This window comes from Paenibacillus sp. YIM B09110 (genome assembly GCF_037167145.1).
Classification (GTDB): domain Bacteria; phylum Bacillota; class Bacilli; order Paenibacillales; family Paenibacillaceae; genus Pristimantibacillus.
The window spans coordinates 42,827-64,184 of sequence record NZ_JBANSP010000031.1 but is presented as its reverse complement, the minus strand read 5'-3'; the positions used below and the strand labels follow the sequence as shown (position 1 = coordinate 64,184).

20 protein-coding genes are annotated in these 21,358 nt (G+C 50.8%); 15 read left to right on the top strand and 5 right to left on the bottom strand.

Going from position 1 to position 21,358, the window contains the following annotated elements:
• Positions 1-158 precede the first annotated feature (158 nt).
• A complete protein-coding gene (locus tag V8F51_RS27875; RefSeq protein ID WP_337103776.1) occupies positions 159-806 on the bottom strand; it encodes a transcriptional regulator in 648 nt (215 codons plus the stop codon).
• 437 nt (positions 807-1,243) lie between these two features.
• Positions 1,244-2,131, bottom strand: a complete 888-nt coding sequence (locus tag V8F51_RS27870; protein WP_337103775.1) for a helix-turn-helix transcriptional regulator — start codon at positions 2,129-2,131, stop codon at positions 1,244-1,246.
• Positions 2,132-2,255: 124 nt separating this feature from the next.
• Here V8F51_RS27870 and V8F51_RS27865 point away from each other — a divergent pair, with 124 nt between their 5' ends.
• The 4 genes from V8F51_RS27865 to V8F51_RS27850 all read left to right on the top strand — a co-directional run bounded on the left by V8F51_RS27865 (position 2,256) and on the right by V8F51_RS27850 (position 6,337).
• A complete protein-coding gene (locus V8F51_RS27865) occupies positions 2,256-3,143 on the top strand; it encodes a sugar phosphate isomerase/epimerase family protein (protein WP_337103774.1) in 888 nt (295 codons plus the stop codon).
• A 42-nt stretch (positions 3,144-3,185) separates the two neighbouring features.
• Positions 3,186-4,247, top strand: a complete 1,062-nt coding sequence (locus V8F51_RS27860; RefSeq protein WP_337103773.1) for a Gfo/Idh/MocA family protein — start codon at positions 3,186-3,188, stop codon at positions 4,245-4,247.
• A gap of 160 nt (positions 4,248-4,407) precedes the next feature.
• Entirely contained in the window at positions 4,408-4,941 is a 534-nt protein-coding gene (locus tag V8F51_RS27855; RefSeq protein WP_337103772.1) for a hypothetical protein, read from the top strand.
• A 133-nt stretch (positions 4,942-5,074) separates the two neighbouring features.
• Positions 5,075-6,337: a LamG-like jellyroll fold domain-containing protein gene (locus V8F51_RS27850; protein ID WP_337103771.1), complete on the top strand. Its 1,263-nt coding sequence runs from the start codon at positions 5,075-5,077 to the stop codon at positions 6,335-6,337.
• A gap of 45 nt (positions 6,338-6,382) precedes the next feature.
• On the opposite strand, the gene V8F51_RS27845 is transcribed toward V8F51_RS27850, so the two are convergent.
• The 3 genes from V8F51_RS27845 to V8F51_RS27835 form a co-directional block, all read right to left on the bottom strand.
• Entirely contained in the window at positions 6,383-6,667 is a 285-nt protein-coding gene (locus V8F51_RS27845; RefSeq protein ID WP_337103770.1) for a hypothetical protein, read from the bottom strand.
• A 154-nt stretch (positions 6,668-6,821) separates the two neighbouring features.
• Positions 6,822-7,649 (bottom strand): aldo/keto reductase, encoded by an 828-nt coding sequence (locus V8F51_RS27840; protein ID WP_337103769.1) that lies wholly within the window; start codon positions 7,647-7,649, stop codon positions 6,822-6,824.
• A gap of 54 nt (positions 7,650-7,703) precedes the next feature.
• Complete coding sequence (locus V8F51_RS27835) at positions 7,704-8,870, bottom strand: iron-containing alcohol dehydrogenase (protein WP_337103768.1); 1,167 nt, start codon at positions 8,868-8,870, stop codon at positions 7,704-7,706.
• Positions 8,871-9,071: 201 nt separating this feature from the next.
• On the opposite strand from V8F51_RS27835, the gene V8F51_RS27830 reads away from it, so the two are divergent.
• The 11 genes from V8F51_RS27830 to V8F51_RS27780 all read left to right on the top strand — a co-directional run bounded on the left by V8F51_RS27830 (position 9,072) and on the right by V8F51_RS27780 (position 21,344).
• Entirely contained in the window at positions 9,072-9,983 is a 912-nt protein-coding gene (locus V8F51_RS27830) for an ArsR/SmtB family transcription factor (RefSeq protein ID WP_337103767.1), read from the top strand.
• 133 nt (positions 9,984-10,116) lie between these two features.
• Positions 10,117-10,560, top strand: a complete 444-nt coding sequence (locus V8F51_RS27825; RefSeq protein WP_337103766.1) for a MarR family winged helix-turn-helix transcriptional regulator — start codon at positions 10,117-10,119, stop codon at positions 10,558-10,560.
• Positions 10,561-10,686: 126 nt separating this feature from the next.
• Entirely contained in the window at positions 10,687-11,640 is a 954-nt protein-coding gene (locus V8F51_RS27820; protein WP_442956499.1) for a ring-cleaving dioxygenase, read from the top strand.
• 529 nt (positions 11,641-12,169) lie between these two features.
• Complete coding sequence (locus V8F51_RS27815) at positions 12,170-14,239, top strand: bifunctional aldolase/short-chain dehydrogenase (protein WP_337103764.1); 2,070 nt, start codon at positions 12,170-12,172, stop codon at positions 14,237-14,239.
• 97 nt (positions 14,240-14,336) lie between these two features.
• Complete coding sequence (locus V8F51_RS27810; RefSeq protein ID WP_337103763.1) at positions 14,337-14,711, top strand: sensory rhodopsin transducer; 375 nt, start codon at positions 14,337-14,339, stop codon at positions 14,709-14,711.
• 33 nt (positions 14,712-14,744) lie between these two features.
• On the top strand, positions 14,745-15,965 hold the full coding sequence (gene rhaI / locus V8F51_RS27805; protein ID WP_337103762.1) for an L-rhamnose isomerase: 1,221 nt from the start codon (positions 14,745-14,747) through the stop codon (positions 15,963-15,965).
• A complete protein-coding gene (locus tag V8F51_RS27800) occupies positions 15,962-17,431 on the top strand; it encodes a rhamnulokinase (RefSeq protein WP_337103761.1) in 1,470 nt (489 codons plus the stop codon). The genes rhaI and V8F51_RS27800 overlap by 4 nt, the downstream gene beginning before the upstream one ends.
• Before the next feature lie 47 nt (positions 17,432-17,478).
• Positions 17,479-18,237 (top strand): DeoR/GlpR family DNA-binding transcription regulator, encoded by a 759-nt coding sequence (locus tag V8F51_RS27795; protein WP_337103760.1) that lies wholly within the window; start codon positions 17,479-17,481, stop codon positions 18,235-18,237.
• A gap of 119 nt (positions 18,238-18,356) precedes the next feature.
• On the top strand, positions 18,357-19,079 hold the full coding sequence (locus tag V8F51_RS27790; RefSeq protein WP_337103759.1) for a (Fe-S)-binding protein: 723 nt from the start codon (positions 18,357-18,359) through the stop codon (positions 19,077-19,079).
• A gap of 2 nt (positions 19,080-19,081) precedes the next feature.
• Positions 19,082-20,614, top strand: coding sequence for a LutB/LldF family L-lactate oxidation iron-sulfur protein (locus V8F51_RS27785; protein ID WP_337103758.1), 1,533 nt, complete (start codon positions 19,082-19,084; stop codon positions 20,612-20,614).
• Positions 20,607-21,344, top strand: coding sequence for a LutC/YkgG family protein (locus V8F51_RS27780; RefSeq protein ID WP_337103757.1), 738 nt, complete (start codon positions 20,607-20,609; stop codon positions 21,342-21,344). Before V8F51_RS27785 ends, V8F51_RS27780 begins: the two co-directional genes overlap by 8 nt.
• Positions 21,345-21,358: the final 14 nt, after the last annotated feature.

Genomic DNA, 21,358 nt, shown 5'->3' with positions numbered 1-21,358 from the left:
GTAATTTGCGCAAGTTGCGGACATAGCAGGACCTAACGGAGGCATTTGGCCTCCGATTTGTTTGTTTTTGATTAGTTAGAGTCATATCGGTCCGCTAAATCACGATTCCCCTCCATAATGGCGCAATACGCGCATCTAAGTCCGTAACGAATCGAGTACTACACTTTCAACATAAAAGTTCTTGAACGCCGTTGGCCGTTAGCGATGATGATGAGTTGCAGCTCTACCATGGAATTTAGTATACGTCTTGCATGACGATCAGTGATATAGAGGTGAGCGGTAAGCTCGTTAGGTGTGAATGGTCGCAGCAGACGCCTTGCGAATCGCAACGTTTCAGCTTCTAGCCAGCTTAATCCAGAGATGACGTCCGTTGAAATAAACTTCCCGATAAAGGCGAGGACCAGTTGTTGGCATTGCTGCGGTTCATCCATTATAGATGGATAAGCGATTGAAAGAAATGTCCAACCATCGAGCGATAACAAGCTGTGCCTTCTGCATAAATCTTTGAACCGCCTGACATCAAGGTCTCTGGCATGTGAGCCGTAGCCTTGGATTTCAATCCCTCCCTTTGCCCCTCCCGGCATATAAGCGAGATCGAGATAACGATAGCCGCTGCCGAAGTCGCGAACTTCCCACTCAGGAAGCAAATGATCGAAGTTGCCCACCGCTGGAAACCAAACATATCGCAGAAACTCAACCGTACCGTGTCCGAGCCCTTTACACAACAATTCTTTCCTTCGAGGATTGCTTTCTGCTTCAATATTTGCTTGCAGCCATTGATCGTACTTCGATTGAAATCTAGTCATCCTTATCACACTCCTCTTGCTTGTATAAAATAAAATACGCCGCTATGATGCAAGCACTCCCATAATGGGGCTCACATCGTAGCGGCGTGTTCTTCACGACCTATGGTGACAGTATATCTCGTACTTCTTAAATCAGCAATAGTGTGTCAGTTGATTGATAGGCAAAGGCTGATCTTGCGGACTGAAAAGACCTTAATTGGAATTTTTTTGTTTATTTGAGTGCGTTGCGGACTCAGAAGCACTTAGTTATTAAGTTTTGTGCCTAATTAATGCCTAATCGATAGGTTACTAATTAATTAGAGTCAACCGTGTCCGCAATGAACCTTAATATTACAAAAAAGAGTGATAAGGGGCATCTGTGTCCGTAATGAAATAAATGCTTCTAATCTTAAGCTGCAATGAAGCCGTATTGACATAGAACTTGGGACTGCGACAAGCTACTTCCGCCTCGTCTGCGACGGCGTTGTCCCTTTGTACTGTTTGTACAGCTTCGTAAAATAGTTCGGGTTGTCGCAGCCGACCTTGCCCGCAATTTCGGTGACGGACAGATCGGTGTCTCGCAGCAGGCGCTCCGCTTCATTCATGCGGCTGACGTTGACGTACTCGATGAAGGTGCGGCCTGTTAGTTTTTTGAACAGCTTGCAGAAGTGGTACGGATTCAAGTTGACCTTGGCCGCTGCCTGCTCTACCGTCAGCTTGGATTCGAAGTTTGTTTCGATGATACGTATCAGCCCCTTGAACCGATCACGGTTCGCGGAATACGGCTCGTTCCCTTTTCCGGCAGTCTGCTGCGGGAGGAACATTCTAGATAGCAGCGTGAACAACGCATGAAGCTGCGATTTGGCGATCAGTTGGTAGGCTGGTCGTTTTGCATAAATTTCATCGATAACCTGCTGCAGCATGGGATGGTAAGCCTGGAACTGTTCGTCGTGCTCGACAGGTTTAACCGGAAACTGGAATCTTCCTTCCAAATAAGGGGCTACATACTGTGTATGCACAGGGTCATGCACCCAGTCGTTGAACAATGAAGCGTTGAACACAAGGCAATCAAATATGACTTCCTCGTAACGCAGCGCATAGCCGACATGCAATCCTCCTCCTGGAATAATCAGCACATCACCGGCATTTGCCACATAAGGACGGCTATCAATATGGAACAGGGCGCTGCCTTGGCGCATGACGATAATTTCGAAGTGTTCATGCCAGTGGAGATAAAGAATACAGTCATTGGGCTTTACTTCGCCGGATCGGTTGCGGAACAGCTGAACCGGGTGTGTTTTATGCTCGATACGCGTATTTTCCCATAGTTCCTTCGGATAGCTCATCATTTACCCTCCAACACAAGATCCGACTAGTAATGCACAAGATTATATAGAGTAATCGAAAAATGACAGCGCTATAATAAGGTTGTTCATTCAACTATAAGCCAATATTGGAGTGGTATTCAAGATGGTAAATAAATTGCGTATTGGAACCTTAGTAGGCGGCGGGGATGCAGTTAGAGTCATTCCGCAAATCGTAGGTCACGGCTTTGAATCGTTTAGCTTAACTTTCTGGCAATCAACGGGCCAGACAGATCTTGTAGAAACCGCGAAGCGGGTCAGAGCGCTTGCGGAAGAGCATGATTTTGTTATATCGACGGTTGGCGTATTCGGCAATCCGCTGACTGGAACGAACGGCAACGAAGATACGCTTGCTAGCTGGGAGAGACTCATCGACCACGCGCATCTATTCGGGGCGGACATCGTATCCGGCTTCACAGGACGTTTGACGGGCGAGTCTATCGATGCCTCGATTCCGAAGTTCGAGCAAGTATTCGGCGAGTTGTCGCGCAGAGCGGCTGATCGCGGCGTTCGAATCGCTTTCGAGAACTGCGATATGGGCGGCACATGGGCGAGCGGCGATTGGAACATCGCGCATAACCCGACGGCATGGGAAAAGATGTTTAACGCCGTGCCTGCAGACAACCTCGGATTGGAATGGGAGCCTTGCCATCAAATGGTCAGCTTGATCGATCCGATTCCGCAGTTGCGCAAATGGGTAGATAAAGTGTTCCATGTGCATGGCAAAGATGCGACGATCGCATGGGATGTCGTGAAAGAACACGGTATTCACGGACCAAAACCATTCGTATGGCATCGCACGCCGGGCTTCGGCGATACGAACTGGGCGGATATTATTACGATCCTTCGCCAAGCGAACTACCAAGGTCAAATCGATATCGAGGGTTGGCATGATCCGGTATACAAAGATGAACTAGAGATGACAGGACAAGTGCATGCGCTGAATTATTTGAAACATTGCCGCGGCGGTGATTTTGTACCAAACCCGGTATAGATTCGAAAGGCAAACCAATTAGAGGAAGAGAGGTAACGTAAAATGACAGTATCCAATGCTAAGCATCGAATCGTCATCGCGGGCTGCGGCGGCATGGCGAATACTTGGGTTTCCTATGCAAAAGAACGCGAGGATGCCGAGATTGTCGGTCTCGTAGATATAAAGCAAGAATTCGCGCAAGCGATGGCGGATCGACATGGACTTGCTTGTCCGACTTTTACCGATCTGCAAGAGGCGATTACGACTACCGGAGCGAATATGGTATTCGACGTGACGATACCTGCAAGTCACTATTCCATTGCAACAACAGCGCTGAATCAAGGTTGCCACGTGTTTGGAGAGAAGCCGCTGGCGGAGACAATCTCGGATTGCAACGATATCGTTCGTCTTAGCGAATCAACAGGCCGTACTCATGCCGTTATGCAAAACCGTCGCTTCGATCCTCGCATCCGCGCATTCCACGAGATCGTAACCGGCGGTGCGATCGGCAAGCCGGGTTTCGTCGGTGCCGACTTCTTTATCGGCGCGCACTTCGGCGGCTTCCGGGATGCGATGGAAAGTCCGCTGCTGCTCGATATGGCAATCCATACGTTCGACCAGGCGCGTTATATTATCGGCGCGAATCCGGTGTCCGTTTATTGCCATGAGTTCAACCCGGCAGGTTCTTGGTATGAGGGCAACGCGAATGCTATTTGTATTTTTGAAATGTCGGATGGCTCGGTATTCAACTACCGCGGCTCGTGGTGCGCGGAAGGCGCGCAAACGTCATGGGAAGCTACATGGCGAGTAACCGGCGAGCGAGGCACCGCGATTTGGGACGGACATGGCGAACCGTATGCGGAAGTTGTAGCGGCAGGCGACCAAACGGGTAAATTCATTCGCGACTTTGAGCAGGTGACGGTTGCATTGCCGGAGATGAACCATACGTTCCATCAGGGCTGCCTTGACGATATGTTCGCGTCCCTTGAGGAGAATCGCAAGGCCGAGACGGATTGCAGCGACAATATCTACAGTATGGCAATGGTGCTAGCTTCATTAGAGAGTGCGAAGACAGGTGCAAGAGTGAATATTGCTGATTTCATGAATCAGCCTTCCGCTACGTAAGGTCCTGTTACGATACGAGTCACATAGAACAAGCGTGGATATTAATTCTGCGCTTGTTTTTTGTTTATAGATTCAGCATTGCGCAACAATGGCTTCGTTTCTTCGTATGTCATTACGATATTGAAAATGCTGTGTTTTTTGCGGCGATTGGAGGAAGGCTGTGGCAACGAGAATCAGCATTTTTCTGGAGGAGGGGCATGATTCGCTTGAGCTGCCGGAAGATATGGATAGTAAAAGCAGGGACTCTGCTTCAAACACTCATCTATCGGTATTTCAAGGAATAAATGAAAATCATGCCGAAATGGAAATACATTGCGAGGAAACAGCAATTATTCTAAAGCTGAGCTTGCGGGATTTGTGTCAAGAGAAGCATCCTTTGTTGTTTGCATTGAAAGAGAGCGTCATTACGGATATCGATCATGACAGCTTTGATTACTTCGATCAGATTCCCCCCTTCGGGGTAATAGAGCTGTATGCCTTACGCTTGAAGCGGAACAAGAAGACGACAGAAACTGATGTTGAGGCGGTATTCAGACAGCTTCAGCGTTTTCTGCTGCATCATTTTATAATGGTTGTGTTCATGGAGAGCGAGCTGGGAGGAATTCCATCCACCCGCCTGTTGTCACCCGTATGTGCGATCAGGTCTTTCAAGGATCAAGAGCGACAAGGCTATCGCATAAGCAGCTACGGTTAGCCGGTTGTTCAACTAATAGTTGAGAATCGCAGCTTCTCCACTCTACTAATGATCGATACCATTCTATGGAAACGTCCTATACAATAAAAGAAGCAACTCATAAATGACAATTATCGAGGTGGCTTGAATGGACGTGGATTATTCGAAAAATATTAGCGAGCGGATCGGAAAGCTTCGCAAGCAAAATGGCATGACGCAGGAGCAGCTTGCGCAGCGGATGGGCGTTACTTATCAAGCGGTCAGCAAATGGGAGAACGGGTTATCCTGCCCCGATGTTTCATTGCTGCCGCAGCTCTCAGACGCATTCAAGGTCTCGCTTGACGAGTTGTTCGGCCGCAGCTTGCGTAATGCGGATTTGCGCAAAGGGCTGATTGCGGAGTATTTGTTCCAAGGCGATGCGAAGGACAGCAGTGGACAAGATCGGCACGCAAGCGTGATAGGAGCGACATTGTGCGAGGATCGGTTCGGAAGGCCGAATAACGCGTATGCGTTCGACGGCAAGGATGATTATATCGTTGCCCAGCCGGCGCCTCTTTTGAACGAAGAAGGCTTCTCGCTGTCGGTATGGTGCAGCTTTGGATCAGGCACAAAGTTCGAAGGCTGGCATAGCGCGATCGTTTCGCAGGATGGTCATCATGCGCGGCGGGTATTCCAGCTTAGCACGCTTGATGCGAGCATTACTTTTCACCGCTTCATGTCCTATCCCGAGCCGTATGCGGAGGGTCCGATTCACCGCAACTACTGGTATCATCTAGCCGTAACGTATGATGGCAGCCATTTCAGATTATTCCGCAACGGACAACTTGTCAGCGAAGAGCAGGGCAGGCTGAAGCCGGAAGGCGAAGAGCCGTTATACATCGGAAGAAAATCGACCGATGAGCCGTATTTCTTTTTCCAAGGCAAGATCGACGACTTAAGAATGTACGACAGGCCGCTAACGCCGGACGAAGTGAATGAGCTGTTCCTGGAAAACGGATGGGAGCCGTTAGAGACGCCGGAGCTGCTGGATGATGAGTTGCAAGAGCAGAGGGTACTCGAGTACTTGGAAGACATACAGATGATCATACACTGCGATCGCATTCACGAGGCGGCTGAATGGTATATGAGCAATTTCGGGTTCAAAAGACATGCGGGCGGACCGGACGATCATTTCTATATTTTAAGCTTATACAAAGGACCTGACCTGATTATGTCGGCAAGCGGAGATGACAATAATTATGCTTGGCAAGTATCGCCGGTATTCTACAGAACCAAAATGGATTTGGAGAAGCTGAAACATCGACTTGATTCTGCCGGGGCTGCGACAGGTCCGGTTCGGGATGAAGGCTTTGCCTATTTCCTCGATGTGACGGATCCGTTCGGCAATGCTTTGATTCTCTCCAAGCACAAGCGATAATCATAGAAGAAGAGCGGCTGCGCTCCCCTGGCGGCCGCTCTTCTTTTATTTTCTTTGAAAACTTTTGGCCCAGCTTTGAATTAACGCTTCGCGCGTATGCACCATAACCCAATGCCGGTCTGTTTCCCATTCATGAATGGCTTTGCTCAATGTTTGATGAATACGATAATCGCAAATGTTATAAGAGCAATACACTTTGCGATACCATTTGCCTTGTCCGCAATCCAACGCGTAACGCCGTACGGCTTTGCTTGCTTGCCGCTTGGCCCAACTCGAATTCGGCGAGCTCATATCGTTGCAAACGGGAATTTTATTTACGCTTTTGCCCATCAACTCTAACCTCCTTAGGGGGAAGCTAGAGACCGTCCATATGTTTCAAAGGCGTACCTCCAATCAAGGTCGTTATCGAAATAGACGCAAATAGGCGTTAAAAGTTGCTATGTAAAAAAAGCCTGGGCTGCGACGCAGCCCAGGCTTAAACCCATTAAAAGTTGAAATTGTCCGGATCGGGCCCGAAGCGCTTGTCGAGATTCAATCCGTTCAGCTGCGCCATATCTTCAGCCGATAGCTCGAAGTCGAAGATAGCCGCATTCTCTTGCATGCGCACCGGGTTCGTCGATTTCGGGATCGTAACGACTTTGTTCTGAAGATCCCAGCGAAGCACGATTTGAGCTGCTGATTTGCCATGTTTCGCGCCGAGGTCGGCTAGCACGCTTTGATCGAGATTGCCTTGCATAAGCGGACTCCAAGCTTCTAGCTGAATGCCTTTACTCTCACAGTAGGCGCGAAGCTCGGTTTGGCTAAGAAACGGATGATATTCGACTTGATTGACCATCGGCAAAATGGAGCCCGAAGCTTCGATGTCTTTCAAATGATGAATTTGGAAGTTGCTGACGCCGATTGCGCGAACTGCACCGTCCTTGTACAGCTTCTCGAGCGCGCGCCAAGTTTCTGTATATTTGCCTTTGACCGGCCAGTGGATCAGGAGCAGGTCGATGACTTCAAGACCCAGCTTGCGACGGCTTTCCTCAAAAGCGGCCAGCGTCGTGTCATACCCTTGGTTAGCGTTCCAAATCTTCGTCGTTACGAAAATTTCGTCGCGCGTTATACCGCTGTTGCGAATCGCGGCGCCAACGCCTTCTTCATTATTGTAGGCAGCTGCGGTATCGATACTTCTGTATCCAAGCTCGAGCGCCGAGGCGACTGTTCTTTCTGCTTCGCCGTCATCTTTAACTTTCCATACGCCTAAGCCGAGCCATGGCATTTTTACACCGTTGCTAAGAGTCGTTGATTCAGTAAATGGTTGCGTCATTTTGTGTTCCTCCCGAACTTGGAATAAAGCTTTATTCAAAAAGGTTAGGTCTAATTAGAGCGACAAGGCCAGAATGGCGCGCACATCGTCTTTGCCAAGCGACTTAAATGAACCGATGTTGCCGTATTGTACGGCTTCCTCTGCCATGCGGTCGAGGTTTTCTTCGCCGATACCAAAGTCCGCAAGTCTCGATTCCGCGCCAATCTGCGTAAAGAAGTCGCGTGTTGCCTGTATACCCGCAAGCGCGATCTCATCGTCGGTCATTCCTTCGCCCGTAATGCCCCATATGCGCTGAGCGTATTGTACGAAACGGTCGACACGCTGCTTATACACGTACTTCATCCAGTTAGGGAAAATAACCGCAAGCCCGGCGCCATGCGGAATGTCATAGATCGCGCTCACTTCATGCTCGATGCCGTGCGATGCCCAGTCATTCGCCATGCCTACACTGATCTGCCCGCCGTTAAGCGCCATCGTGCCACACCACATTAAGTTGGCGCGAGCGGCTGCATCATCAGGTTTTTCGATAGCGATCTGAACATTCTCGATAACCGTCTGCAAAATCGATTCGCAGAAGCGCTCTTGGAGAGGCGTATTCGGAGTTAAGCTGAAGTATTGCTCGAATACATGCGACATAATATCAACCGATCCATATACGGTATGATTGCGCGGCACGGTATACGTCAACGTAGGATCAAGTATGGAAAACTTCGGATATGTATGCGGACTCACGAACGATTGCTTCTGCTTTTCTTCCCAATTGGTCACGACCGTACCGCCGTTCATTTCTGAACCGGTTGCGGAGAGCGTTAGAATCGTACCTAGAGGAAGTGCTTGCTGCACGACGGCTTTGCGCGTATAGAAGTCCCAAACGTCGCCTTCGTAAAGCGTACCTGCTGCAATTGCTTTAGCTGCGTCAATGACGCTGCCGCCGCCAACGGCAAGAATGAAATCAACGCCGTGCTCACGGCATAGGGCAATACCTTTGTTCACCGTTGTGAGTCGCGGGTTCGGCTCGATATTCGGCAGTTCATGTACTGTAATGCCTGCTTCGGCCAAGCTCCCTAACGTACGGTCAAGCAAACCTGTCTTCTTAATGCTGCCAGATCCATACACAAGCAGTACCGTCTTGCCGTTGCGAGCCGTAAGTTCGCCTACACGGTCCGCCGTGCCTTCACCGAAAACGATGTGCGTCGGATTATAAAAGTGGAATGCGTTCATGGTTTACCTCCAGTAGTCTAATAGATAACTTTAAAAGTAACTAATTATCGTGAAAGTTATGTTTACGCCGTTTATTTTAGTATAGCGCGTGAAACAATGTCAAGTGAGCCGAAAGAAGCTATTGATACGTTAACTTTAAAGTTATATAATGAGAGCCGAATACTGCTCGAGCAGCTTAATGTAAAAAGGGGATCAGCGGCTATGGAAATCGAAGTAAGCAGCCGGAATATGAAGTTTCTTGAATGTTTCTCGTCGCATACGCGAGTAAAAATGATCGAGCTGCTTGGCGTGCAGCCCATGAATATTAAGAGCTTGTCGGAGGCGCTAGACATAAAGTCTCCTATCGTAACGAGACATATTCATATGCTGGAGGAAGCAGGGATCGTTCGCTGCGAGACGGCGGCGGGCAAGCGGGGGATGCAAAAGATTTGTTATTTGCAGCTTTCGCATGCCATGCTGCTTTTCCCGGGAGCGCCAGCCCAGCTTCAGCCGGTTCAGAGCAACCGTTATTTTGTATCGCTGCCGGTTGGCCATTACTCTTCTTATCAGATTAAGCCAACCTGCGGACTTGCCTCCGATACGTCTATGATTGGAATGTGCGACGACCCGCGTTATTTTGCAGATCCGGAGCATGTGCAGGCGAAAGTGATCTGGTTCGGCTCGGGGTTTGTTGAATATCGTATACCTAATTATATGGTCAATACTGAAACGCCCGAATCGCTGGAGATCGCGATGGAAATTTGCTCGGAGACTCCGTGCACGGTCAACCATCTGCCGTCGGATATTTATTTCACAATTAACGGAATTGGAATTGGAACGTGGACGTATCCGGGCGACTTCGGCAATTCGAGAGGGCTGTACACACCGGAATGGTGGCATAAGAACATTCAGCATGGCCTTATGAAAACCATTCGTATTAATAAGCAAGGGTCGTTCATCGACGGGATTCAGGTTTCCAACGTAACGATCGATCAGTTTGCGCTTGCTTATGATAAGGAAATACTATTCCGCATCTCCTGCAGCGAAACGGCCAAAAACTGTGGCGGCGTTACGCTGTTCGGCAAAGGCTTCGGCAATTACAATCAAGACATTGAAGTTACGCTCCGCTGCTAATGGGGCGTTTTTTTTTATTTATAAATAGTTTGGAAAAATATATGGATTAAGACTGTTGACAAATGCATTAAATTAAAGTATCTTTAAATCAAGATAAACGAAATTGAGACATCGAATGAATGAGGTGAGTAAGATGAGCACAACGAAAAACGAATCTCTGGACCTCTACATTGCGCTTTCAAGAGCGAGCGAGTGGGTGAACGCACATGCCGATCGTGATATTCGAAGCCAAGGATTGAACCGGACGGAGTTCGGCGTTCTGGAGCTGCTGTATCATAAAGGCGCTCAGCCCATTCAGCAGATCGGCACCAAAGTATTAATGAGCAGCGGCAACATTACTTATGTGGTTGATAAGCTCGAGAAGAAGCATTTCGTGAAGCGCAACCCTTCGCCGAGGGATCGCCGGCTCATTCTTGCAGAAATAACGGATGCGGGAAGGACGTTCATGGAAGAGGTTTTTCCTCAGCATACGAAGGTGATCGAGCAAGCGGTAGCCGGTTTGACGGAGGAAGAGAAAAAAGCTGCGGGTCAATTATTGAAGAAGCTAGGGAAGTACGCGCAGGATGGCTTCAAGTAGTCGTTGTTCGTAAGCGAAAACGATGGCTGCTTTTCTTTCAAAGTAATATCTTAATTTTAAGACTTTGCAAATAAAGGCATGAACAAGTTAATTATAATTTTATATAAACCAAGGAGATGGATGACAATGACAAACCAACAAACAGCAGGTATTCACCATGTAACAGCTTTCGTACGCAGCGCGCAAGAAACGGTAGATTTTTATGCAGGTATTCTCGGGCTTCGTCTGGTCAAAAAAACGATCAACTTCGATGCGCCGGAAGTGTACCATCTGTACTTCGGCAATGAATCAGGCGGACCTGGCACGATAATTACGTTCTTCCCGTCCGAGAACTCGCGCAAAGGACGTGTCGGAGGCGGCCAAGTCGGGTTCACAACTTATGCGGTGCCCGTGGGCAGCTTATCCTTTTGGTCGGACCGTCTATCGCAATTCAGCGTACCGTTCGAGACAACGCAGCGTTTCGGTGAAACGTACCTTAGATTCGAAGACCGCGACGGTCTGAAAATCGAAATCGTAGAGCGCGCGGAAGGCGCGAAAAGCACTTGGGCTTTCGGCGGTGTATCCGTGGATAACGCGATCAAAGGTTTCGGCGGTGCCGTCCTCTTCAGTACGGCTCCAGACAAAACCGCACAACTGCTCGAGCAAGTGATGGGGCTTGAGAAAATCGGGCAAGAAGGAGCATATGCACGGTTCAAATCATATGGGGACATCGGAAACATTATTGATGTGAATGTGACTCCGATGGATTACGGCGCCGGCGGCGCAGGCACGGTCCACCATATCGCATGGCGCGCGAAAGACGACGCCGAGCATGCGGCTTGGAGAAGTCACGTTGAAGCAAGCGGTTACCGTCCAACGCCTATCGTCGACCGTCAATACTTCAATGCGATCTACTTCCGCGAAGAGGGCGGCATCCTGTTCGAGATTGCAACGGATCCTCCAGGCTTCGCTCGTGACGAAGCTCCAGATGCATTGGGCGAGAAAATTATGCTTCCCGAATGGTTCGAAGAGCACCGCGAGCTTATCGAGCGAAACCTGCCTCCAATTCAAGTAAGAGTGTTGGAAACTGATCAACAATAATAATTTGTGCTTGGGGCCCTCGTCTTAGACGAGGGCTTTTTATTGTTTTTTTCTTTATACAGGTATATCTTGTCTCTCGCTATTGAACATAGCATCATACGTTGGCGCGGTTCGAGAAACATGCCTAAACTCAGCCATGTTGGATAATTGCAGCAACTATAGTTGGTTTTGGGTACTGGTGGGGGCTATGTTGGATATTCGCAATATAGACTCCTTTTTTGTGTCAAATAGGCAGTAAAACGCTCCAAGTTACTGCAGAAATCCAACATAGCTCCAAGTGAGCGCCAATTCAGCCCAAAGTTACTGCAGAAATCCAACATAGCCTCTTACTTTGGAAGGGACCAGGGTGCAGCAGGTTGAGATTGTAAGTAAGAAGTAGCTTTGGTAATAGGCTGTCGGATCCAGTGGGGGACGATGGAAACGAAGAAAAAGAGGTTTCTGTTTTTGTTTGAAATAGGTGTATTCAAAAACAAACAAATATGTTATTATCAAAACAAACAAAAACAAAACATCATTCGGAGGTATATCCATGGTACAAAGTTTATGGGAATCAGCAGAAGCTTCGAAGTTTGAAAGCGGACTTGATCAACTCGTTTATCGCTCCAACATTATCGGCGCGGATCGCCGCGTATGCAATTATGGCGGCGGCAATACGTCGACGAAAACAATCGTTAAGGACTTCCGCGGACGCGATGTAGAAGTAATGTACGTGAAAGGCAGCGGCTCTGACCTTGCAACGATGAAAGCGGGCAATTTCACAGGTCTACGCATGGACGATATCCGTCCATTGTTCGAGCGCTCCGAAATGCCGGATGAGGAAATGGTCGCTTATCTGGTTAATTGCATGATCGATTCCAAACATCCACGCGCTTCGATCGAGACTTTACTGCACGCATTCCTGCCTTTCAAACATGTCGATCATACGCATCCGGATTCGATTATCAGCCTATGTTGCGCGGATAACGGCAAGGAGCTGGCTAAGGAAATTTTCGGCGACCGTTTCGTGTGGGTTCCTTATGTGCGTCCAGGCTTCAACTTGTCAAAAATGATCGCGGAAGGCGTCCTTGCCAATCCGAACGCCGAGCTCGTGCTTATGGAGAAGCATGGTCTTGTTACTTGGGGCGAAACGTCCGAAGAGTGTTACGCACAAACGATCAAGATTGTCTCCGAGGCGGAAGCATTCATCGAAGCACGCGTAGATGAAGCGAAGCTGTTCGGCGGCGCGAAGCATGAAGTGCTTGCAACCGAAGTTCGCCGCAGCGTCGCAGCAAGTGTTATGCCAACGATTCGCGGTGCGGTAAGCGACGCTAAGAAAATGATCCTGTCGTACGACGACGAAGCGGACGTGCTTGCATTCGTAAGCGGCGAGGCTTCGCCGAAGCTGTCCCAAGTGGGCGCAGCATGCCCGGATCACCTGGTTCATACGAAGGTTGTTCCGCTCTTCATTGACTGGACGCCTAACGCGGACGATATTGAAGGACTGAAAGCGAAGCTGACCATCGGCATCGCTTCCTATAAAGAGCAATACCAAGCTTACTTCGAACGGAACAAAAACGAAGGCGACGTTATGTTTGAAGCAGCGCCGCGCGTTATTCTCATTCCAGGTATCGGCATGATCAATACAGGCAAGAGCTGGGCGATGTCCAAAGTCAGCGGTGCTCTTTACCACCGCGCGATTGCGGTTATGCGCGGAGCAACCGCGCTTGGCGACTTCGTATCGCTTAGCGAGAACGAATCGTACAACGTGGAGTACTGGCCGCTTGAGCTTTATAAGCTGTCGCTTGCTCCGGCAGAAGCTGAATTCTCCCGCAAGGTTGCTTTCATTACTGGCGGTGCTGGCGGTATCGGCAGCGAGACGGCTCGCCGTCTTGTATCTGAAGGCGCGCATGTGGTGCTTGCCGACCTTAACCTCGAAGGCGCTCAGAAGGTTGCTGACGAGATTAATGCCAAGTATGGTGAGAACCGTGCGATTGCGGTTAAAATGGATGTAACGAGCGAGGAGCAAGTTACTGCGGCTTACGCGGAGACGGCGATTGCTTACGGGGGTGTTGACATTATCGTCAACAATGCAGGTCTTGCAACTTCCAGCCCATTCGACGAAACATCGCTTAAGGAATGGAATTTGAATATGAACGTGCTTGGCACGGGCTACTTCCTTGTTGCCCGCGAAGCGTTCAAGCTAATGAAACAGCAGGCAATCGGCGGCAACATGGTATTCATTGGTTCGAAAAACTCGGTTTATGCAGGCAAAAACGCTTCTGCTTACAGCGCGGCCAAAGCACTTGAAGCGCATCTTGCACGCTGCATCGCAGCGGAAGGCGGCGAGTTCGGCATTCGTGTCAACACGATTCTTCCGGATGCGATCTTGCAAGGTTCGGCGATCTGGAACGGAAGCTGGCGCAATGAGCGGGCTGCCGCTTATGGCATCGAGCCTGATCAGTTGGAAGAGTACTACCGCAAGCGCACAACACTGCTTGTGAATATCTATCCGCGTGATATTGCGGAAGGCATCGCGTTCTTCGCTTCTTCCAAAGCGGACAAAACGACGGGCTGCATGCTGACAATCGACGGCGGCGTACCGGCAGCGTTCACGCGTTAATTGAAATAGGGAAAGCATAAACAGGGCAGAAGAGAAGAGCGTCGCCTTCGGCGGCGGCGCTCTTGCTGTTTGCTGCTTCAAGGAGGGTACTTTAACCATGTATCAAGCGCGTGGAGAGAAGCATTGGTTCATACCTGACGGATTCATACCGCAAGACAGCACAGGTGCGCTTACGAGCCACGAATCGGTGTGCGTCCTGAACTGCTCCTCGGAGGAGGCGCTTATCCGGTTTACGATATTTTTCGAAGATCGTGATCCTATTGAAGACATATTAGTCGTCGTGCCGGGCAGACGCACGAAGCATATTCGTACGAGCTCGCTAGCGAAAAACGATCAGGTTATCCCGATTGGCGTGCCATACGCGATCGAGGTTCTAAGCGATATTCCAATCATTGTCCAATACAGCAGACTCGATTCGACGCAAGCGGAGAACACGCTTATGTCGACGATTGCTTATCCTTTGAAATCTTAAATCACTTCATTTCATATTGAAAGGGTGTTCACTATGTCGGATCGTGCTTATGTATTATTCGAAGAGCAACAGCAAGCTAGAGGAATTAATCTGGAGGATGTAAAGTCCAAATTGAAAGCGCTCAAAATCGAGACGCCATCTTGGGGTTACGGAGATTCGGGCACACGGTTCAAAAACTTCCAAAAAGTCGGCGTTCCCCGCAATCCATTCGAGAAGTTCGACGACGCTGCACAGGTTCATAAGCTGACAGGTCTTGCTCCATCGGTTGCAATCCATATTCCTTGGGATAAGGTTGACGACTACAGCAAGCTGAGAAGCCATGCGGAGAGCCTCGGTCTTAAGATTGGCGCGGTTAATCCGAACTTGTTCCAAGAAGACGAATACATGCTAGGCAGCGTAACGAATGCCGACCCTGCTATCCGTCGCAAAGCAACGAACCACTTGCTCGAGTGCGTTGATATTGCGAAAGAAACGGGCTCGCGCGATATCAGCCTATGGTTCGCGGACGGTACGAACTACCCAGGTCAAGGCGACATTCGTAAGCGCAAAGGCTGGATGTACGAAGCGCTTGCCGAAATGTACGGCGCAATGACGCCAGAGATGCGCATGCTGATCGAATACAAATGTTTCGAGCCTGCATTCTACCATACCGATCTTGCGGATTGGGGCATGGCGTACAACATGGCGCTTAAGCTTGGACCTCAAGCGGAAGTGCTCGTGGATACGGGCCACCATCTGCCGGGCGCGAACATTGAACATATCGTTGCTTACTTGCTGGACGAGAAACGCCTTGGCGGTTTCCACTTCAACAGCCGCAAATACGCGGACGATGATCTGATCGTCGGCTCGGTTAATCCATATGAGCTGTTCTTGATCTTCTATCAAATCTTGAATGCAGCCGGCGACGATGATGCGGCTATTCGCAGCAACGTAGAGAACATCGCGTACATGATAGACCAATCGCATAACATCGAGCAGAAGATCCCGGCTATGCTGCGTTCCGTGCTCAATGTACAGACGAACTTCGCCAAAGCGCTGCTCATTAACCATGAGGAAGTAGCTGCAGCTGCTAACAGCAACGATGTGCTCGGCGCGGAAGATGCCGTTCGCAAAGCATTCGAATTCGACGTTACGCCGCTGCTTCACGCGATTCGCGAAGAGCAAGGCTTGCCGCTTGATCCAATGAAAGCTTATCTCGCCAGCAGCTACGGCAAAGACATTCTTGCTAGAGGCAAGGGCGGTGCGAGCTGGTGACCATACTCGCATTCGATCTTGGCGCGAGCAGCGGCAGAGCGCTGCTCGGCCGCTTGCAGGATGGCAAGATCGAGGTCTCCGAGCTGCACCGGTTCAGTAATGATCCGGTGCAGGTAGGCGACCGGCTGCAGTGGGATATTTTGCGCCTGCTGCATGAGTTGAAACAAAGCTTGCTGCTTGTGAAGCATCGCGGCATTAAGCTGGACAGCATTGCGATCGATTCATGGGCGGTCGACTTTGGATTAATCGGCGAGAACGGCGAGCTGCTTGGAAATCCGTATCACTATCGCGATTCGCATACGAACGGCGTGATGGAGAAGCTTCGTGAGGAGTTAAGCGATTCGGTGATTTTCGGACGTACAGGCATTCAGTTCCTGCCTTTTAATACGATTTATCAGCTTGCCGCGCTTAAGCAAGCTCATTCGCCGTTATTGCGGGAAGCGAAACATTTCTTGATGATCCCGGATCTGCTCCGTTATTTCCTGACCGGCGAAATGTACAATGAGTTTTCCAATGCGACAACGACGCAATTGTTCAACCCGTTAACTGGAAGCTGGGATGAGACGCTTATTCGTGCAATTGGATTGTCGCCGGATCTGTTTGGCGAGGTTGTACAGCCTGGAACTGGCGTCGGAATGCTTCGCCCTTCCTTGTGCGAGGAGCTCGGCATTGAACCGGTGCCAGTTATTGCGGTAGCTGAGCATGACACGGGTTCAGCCGTTGCTGCCGTTCCGGCGCTCGATCGCTCATTTGCGTACCTTAGCTGTGGCACTTGGTCGCTTATGGGTACTGAAGTGGGAGAGCCGGTCATTAACGAGCTGTCGGAGCAACTGAACTTCACGAACGAAGGCGGTGCGTATGGCACGTATCGTTTGTTGAAGAACATTATGGGCCTATGGATTTTACAGGAATGCAGAAGGGCGTGGGAACGTGCAGGAAAATCGTTCTCCTTCCCCGAATTAGTTAAGTTGGCCGGTGAAGCAGAGCCGTTCGCGGCTTTCGTTGACCCTGACGATCCAGTATTTATGCCTCCTGGCGATATGCCGGCACGCGTCGTCGAATACTGCAAACGTACTGGGCAGCAAGCGCCTGAGAGTGTTGGTGCGATTACGCGCTGCGTTCTGGAGAGCTTAGCGCTGAAATACCGTTTTGTACTGGAGCTGACGGAGAAGCTGTCGGGCAACCGATTCGGCGGTTTGCATATGGTCGGCGGCGGCATTCAGAATCAATTGCTTTGTCAATGGACCGCTAACGCGATCGGCAAGCCGGTATGGGCCGGTCCGGTCGAAGGCAGCGCCATCGGCAATATGATTGTTCAGTGGATCGCCGGCGGCAAGCTGACCGATATTTGGGAAGCGCGCAAGGCGATTCGCGATTCGTTCCCTGTGGACGAATACGAACCGGAGCAGGCGGAAGCTTGGGAACAGGCGTATGAAGCTTTTGTTGTGAAGACAGGGGTCGCTTAAACAACCGTTTGGGCTGCCATCAAATATAGGTTAGAAAGAGGTACGGTATGCTGGTCGCGGAACGCTACGATAAAATTGTACAGCTAGTGAATGAAAGAGGCAGCATTCGAGTGACGGAGCTAAGCGAGCTCTGTCAGGTGACGGAAGAAACGATCCGCCGCGACCTTGATCGTTTGGAGCAAGCCGGCAGACTCCGCCGTTCGCATGGCGGTGCGGTAAGCGTGAAGGATCAGCAGCCGGAGATACCTTTTTTTGAACGAGAGATTACGCATGCCGATGAGAAGCGGCTTATTGCCGAGGCAGCGGTGAAGCTTATCCAGCCGAAGGATCGCATATTGCTTGATGCGAGCTCGACGGCTTGGTACATGGCGGCCAGCATGCCGGATATTCCGCTCACGGTATTGACGAATTCGATCAAGGTAGCGATGGAGCTGAGCGGCAAGGAGAAGATCGAGGTCATTTCGACAGGCGGCATTCTTGCCTCCCGCTCGCTCTCTTATGTTGGACCGCTAGCCGAGCGCTCGCTTGATGCATACCATGTGGATAAGGCCTTTATTTCGTGCAAGGGCGTTCATCTAGAGCGCGGCGTCAGCGAATCGAACGAGCTGCAGGCTCGGATCAAGCAGAAGATGGTCGGCATGGCCGATCAGGTTATTTTGCTCGCCGACTCGAGCAAGTTCGGCGTCATCGCCTTCACGAACGTCGCCGAGCTCGGCGATATTGACACCATCGTTACCGATAAGCGTTTGTCAGGCGAGCTGCTAAGTCAGCTCGAAGATCGGCAGATCGCTGTGACGATTGTGTAGAGCGTGAAGTCACGCCGCAACTATTCCATTTGCCGTCTGCGGACGGCTCATTTTTATATTCAACTTGTCTGACAACCTGATATAATGACATTATTAGATGTGAAGAGGGGGGTGCCGGAATGAAGGTTTCCTTGTTTATTACTTGCTTGAGCGATGCGATTTATCCGCGCGTAGGGGAAGCGATGGTGCGTTTGCTGGCGAAGTACGGCGTATCGCTGCAGTTTCCGACCGTACAGACCTGTTGCGGGCAGCCGGCTTTCAACAGCGGCTATTGGAAGGAAGCGAGAGAATCAGCGAAGACGATTTTGGATGCTTTTGAGGACAGCGACTTCGTTATTTCGCCATCAGGCTCGTGCACAGGCATGATTCATCATTATCCGAAGCTGTTCGAGAATGATCCTGTGATGCTGAAGCGCGCGAAGTCCTTGGAGAGCAAGTCCTATGAATTCACGCAGTTTCTCGTGCAGGTGCTTGGGGTTACGGACGTGGGTGCCGCTTTCCCGCATAAAGTTACGTATCATCCTTCGTGTCACGGCAGCCGGATACTCGGCGTGAAGGATGAGCCGATGGCGCTTATGAAACAAGTGAAGGGACTTGAGCTTGTTCCGCTTCCATTCGCCGAAGATTGCTGCGGATTCGGCGGAACGTTCGCGGTTAAGATGGCGGACATTTCCGGTGCGATGGTTACGGAGAAGGCTGATCACGTACTCGAGACGGAAGCCGAGGTGCTTGTCGGCCTCGACATGGCATGCCTTATGAATATTGCTGGCAACTTGAGATATCGGAACGAGCCGGTGCGGGTCATGCATCTCGCCGAGCTGCTGTATGAAGGAGTGAAGTAGCCATGAGCGGAGCACATCAAGCGGGAGCAACGGTTAAGGCAAGAGCGGAGCTGGCGCTGAATGACGAGTTTCTGCGCAAAGCGGTGAAGTTTACGACCGAACGACTGCGCAACGGGAAGAAAAAAGCGTCGGAAGAGCATGGCAACTGGGAAGAGTGGCGGGAGCGCGGCAAGCAAATTCGTCTGCATACGATTGCGCATCTCGACTATTATTTGAACCTGTTCGTCGACAACGCCCGCGCGAACGGCGTTCATGTGCACTTTGCGAATACGACGGAGGAAGCGGTCAAGCTGACACTGGACATCGCCGAGCATGCGAACGCAAAGTCGGTCGTGAAGTCCAAGTCGATGGTTACCGAGGAGCTGCATCTGAACCATGCGCTGGAATCGATCGGCGTCGAAGCGATTGAGACCGACCTTGGCGAATATATCATCCAATTGGCGGGCGAGATGCCGTCGCATATCGTTATTCCGGCGATTCATAAGAATAGATACCAAATTGCCGATCTGCTCTCCAAGGAGGCGGGCTACACGCTGCCGCCGGATACAACGGCGCTGGCAGGCTTCGTGCGGAAGAAGCTGCGCGAGAAGTTTCTCGAAGCAGACATCGGCATGACCGGCTGCAACTTCGCCATTGCCGAGACGGGATCGATGGTTCTGTTCGAGAACGAAGGAAATGCCCGTATGGTAAGTACGGTTCCGAAGACACAGATAACGCTAATGGGCATGGAGCGTATTATTCCATCCTGGGAAGACCTTGAAGTGATGGCGACGCTGCTTCCTCGCTCAGCCACGGGACAGAAGCTGACGATGTACATGTCCGGCATTACGGGCCCGCGCCGCGAGGAAGACGCCGACGGTCCGGATGAAATGCACATTATTATCGTCGACAACGGACGATCGCTGCAGCTCGGCGACCCTGAGTTCCAAGAGCTGCTGAACTGCATCCGCTGCGGCGCTTGCTTGAACGCTTGTCCCGTATATCGCCATATCGGCGGACACGCATACGGAAGCACGTACAGCGGTCCTATCGGTGCGGTCCTTACCCCGTCGCTCAACAAAAATATCGCGGAATGGGACGACATCGCGAATGCATCCAGCTTATGCGGCGCTTGCTATGAAGCCTGCCCGGTGAAGATTCCGCTGCATGATATGCTCGTCTATCTGCGGCGCCGCAAGGTCGAGAGCGGCAACGGCAGCAAGCTGGAGTCGATCGGCATGCAAGGTTTTGCAACCGTAATGGGCAATTCATCTCGCCTTGGCGGCGTATTGCGCCTAGGAAAGCTGGGGCAGAAGCTTGTCGTTCGCAGCGGCGTCATCAAGACGAAGCTAGGTCCGCTCAAGGGCTGGAACACCTATCGTGTGACGCCGAGTTTGCCGAAGGAGTCGTTCCGCGACCGCTTCGATACGCTTGATCAGGAATTGAAGCAAGGTTTGAAGACGATGGATCCAGCGATGCAGAGCCGTATGGAGCAACTGGTACAGCAGCGCAAGGACAACGAGAAGAACGGCGGAGGAGGACATGGTCATGGCTAATACGGATACATCGGCGCATAAGGAATGGCTCGCCAAGCTGGAAGAGCAATCGAAGACGAAGCAGGAGCAGTTCATGAACGGTATTTCGCAGCGGCTCGGACATCCTCGCATGACCGAGAAGCCTCAGCATCCGTTCCGCGGCGCGCCGGACTTCTGGAAGGCGTTCGAGTGGAACGAAGAAGAGCGTATTAAGGCGTTCACGGATAACTTCGTTTCGGTTGGCGGACATGTAGCGCGATTAGAGAGTATGAATGATGCGAAACAGTTCATCGCGGACAAGGCGCGGGAGATGAGCGCGAAGTACGTCATTCGCCAGAACCAGCCGGAGCTGGATGCGCTGGATCTCGAAGGCGCGCTTGCGGATGCGAAGGTATCGGTATGGAATTCCGATCCTGAGCAATATTGGCGGGCACGAGCGGCAGAAGCCGACTTCGGCGTTGTCATCGCCGACCATGCTGTCGCGTATACCGGGTCCGTAACCGTATTGTCTGCGCCGAACAAAGGACGTTCCGTCAGCCTGCTGCCGACCGTGCTTATCATTATTATTCCGGTAGAGCGCTTGAAGACGAAGCTGGGCGAGGTGCTGAAGACCTTCGATGAGGCAGGGCGCGAGAAGCTTCCTGCCGGCATTCACTTCATAACCGGTCCTAGCCGTTCGTCGGATATCGAGAATGATCTGACGATCGGTGTCCATGGTCCGGGAATCGTCTACGCGCTGTTAGTCGGATAAGAAACAGGAGGTGG

Coding starts and splice junctions, on each gene's coding strand:
- V8F51_RS27875 (WP_337103776.1), bottom strand. CDS start 806: ATGACTAGATTTCAATCGAAGTACGATCAATGGCTGCAAGCAAATATT.
- V8F51_RS27870 (WP_337103775.1), bottom strand. CDS start 2,131: ATGAGCTATCCGAAGGAACTATGGGAAAATACGCGTATCGAGCATAAA.
- V8F51_RS27865 (WP_337103774.1), top strand. CDS start 2,256: ATGGTAAATAAATTGCGTATTGGAACCTTAGTAGGCGGCGGGGATGCA.
- V8F51_RS27860 (WP_337103773.1), top strand. CDS start 3,186: ATGACAGTATCCAATGCTAAGCATCGAATCGTCATCGCGGGCTGCGGC.
- V8F51_RS27845 (WP_337103770.1), bottom strand. CDS start 6,667: ATGGGCAAAAGCGTAAATAAAATTCCCGTTTGCAACGATATGAGCTCG.
- V8F51_RS27840 (WP_337103769.1), bottom strand. CDS start 7,649: ATGACGCAACCATTTACTGAATCAACGACTCTTAGCAACGGTGTAAAA.
- V8F51_RS27835 (WP_337103768.1), bottom strand. CDS start 8,870: ATGAACGCATTCCACTTTTATAATCCGACGCACATCGTTTTCGGTGAA.
- V8F51_RS27830 (WP_337103767.1), top strand. CDS start 9,072: ATGGAAATCGAAGTAAGCAGCCGGAATATGAAGTTTCTTGAATGTTTC.
- V8F51_RS27825 (WP_337103766.1), top strand. CDS start 10,117: ATGAGCACAACGAAAAACGAATCTCTGGACCTCTACATTGCGCTTTCA.
- V8F51_RS27820 (WP_442956499.1), top strand. CDS start 10,687: ATGACAAACCAACAAACAGCAGGTATTCACCATGTAACAGCTTTCGTA.
- V8F51_RS27815 (WP_337103764.1), top strand. CDS start 12,170: ATGGTACAAAGTTTATGGGAATCAGCAGAAGCTTCGAAGTTTGAAAGC.
- V8F51_RS27810 (WP_337103763.1), top strand. CDS start 14,337: ATGTATCAAGCGCGTGGAGAGAAGCATTGGTTCATACCTGACGGATTC.
- rhaI (WP_337103762.1), top strand. CDS start 14,745: ATGTCGGATCGTGCTTATGTATTATTCGAAGAGCAACAGCAAGCTAGA.
- V8F51_RS27795 (WP_337103760.1), top strand. CDS start 17,479: ATGCTGGTCGCGGAACGCTACGATAAAATTGTACAGCTAGTGAATGAA.
- V8F51_RS27790 (WP_337103759.1), top strand. CDS start 18,357: ATGAAGGTTTCCTTGTTTATTACTTGCTTGAGCGATGCGATTTATCCG.
- V8F51_RS27785 (WP_337103758.1), top strand. CDS start 19,082: ATGAGCGGAGCACATCAAGCGGGAGCAACGGTTAAGGCAAGAGCGGAG.
- V8F51_RS27780 (WP_337103757.1), top strand. CDS start 20,607: ATGGCTAATACGGATACATCGGCGCATAAGGAATGGCTCGCCAAGCTG.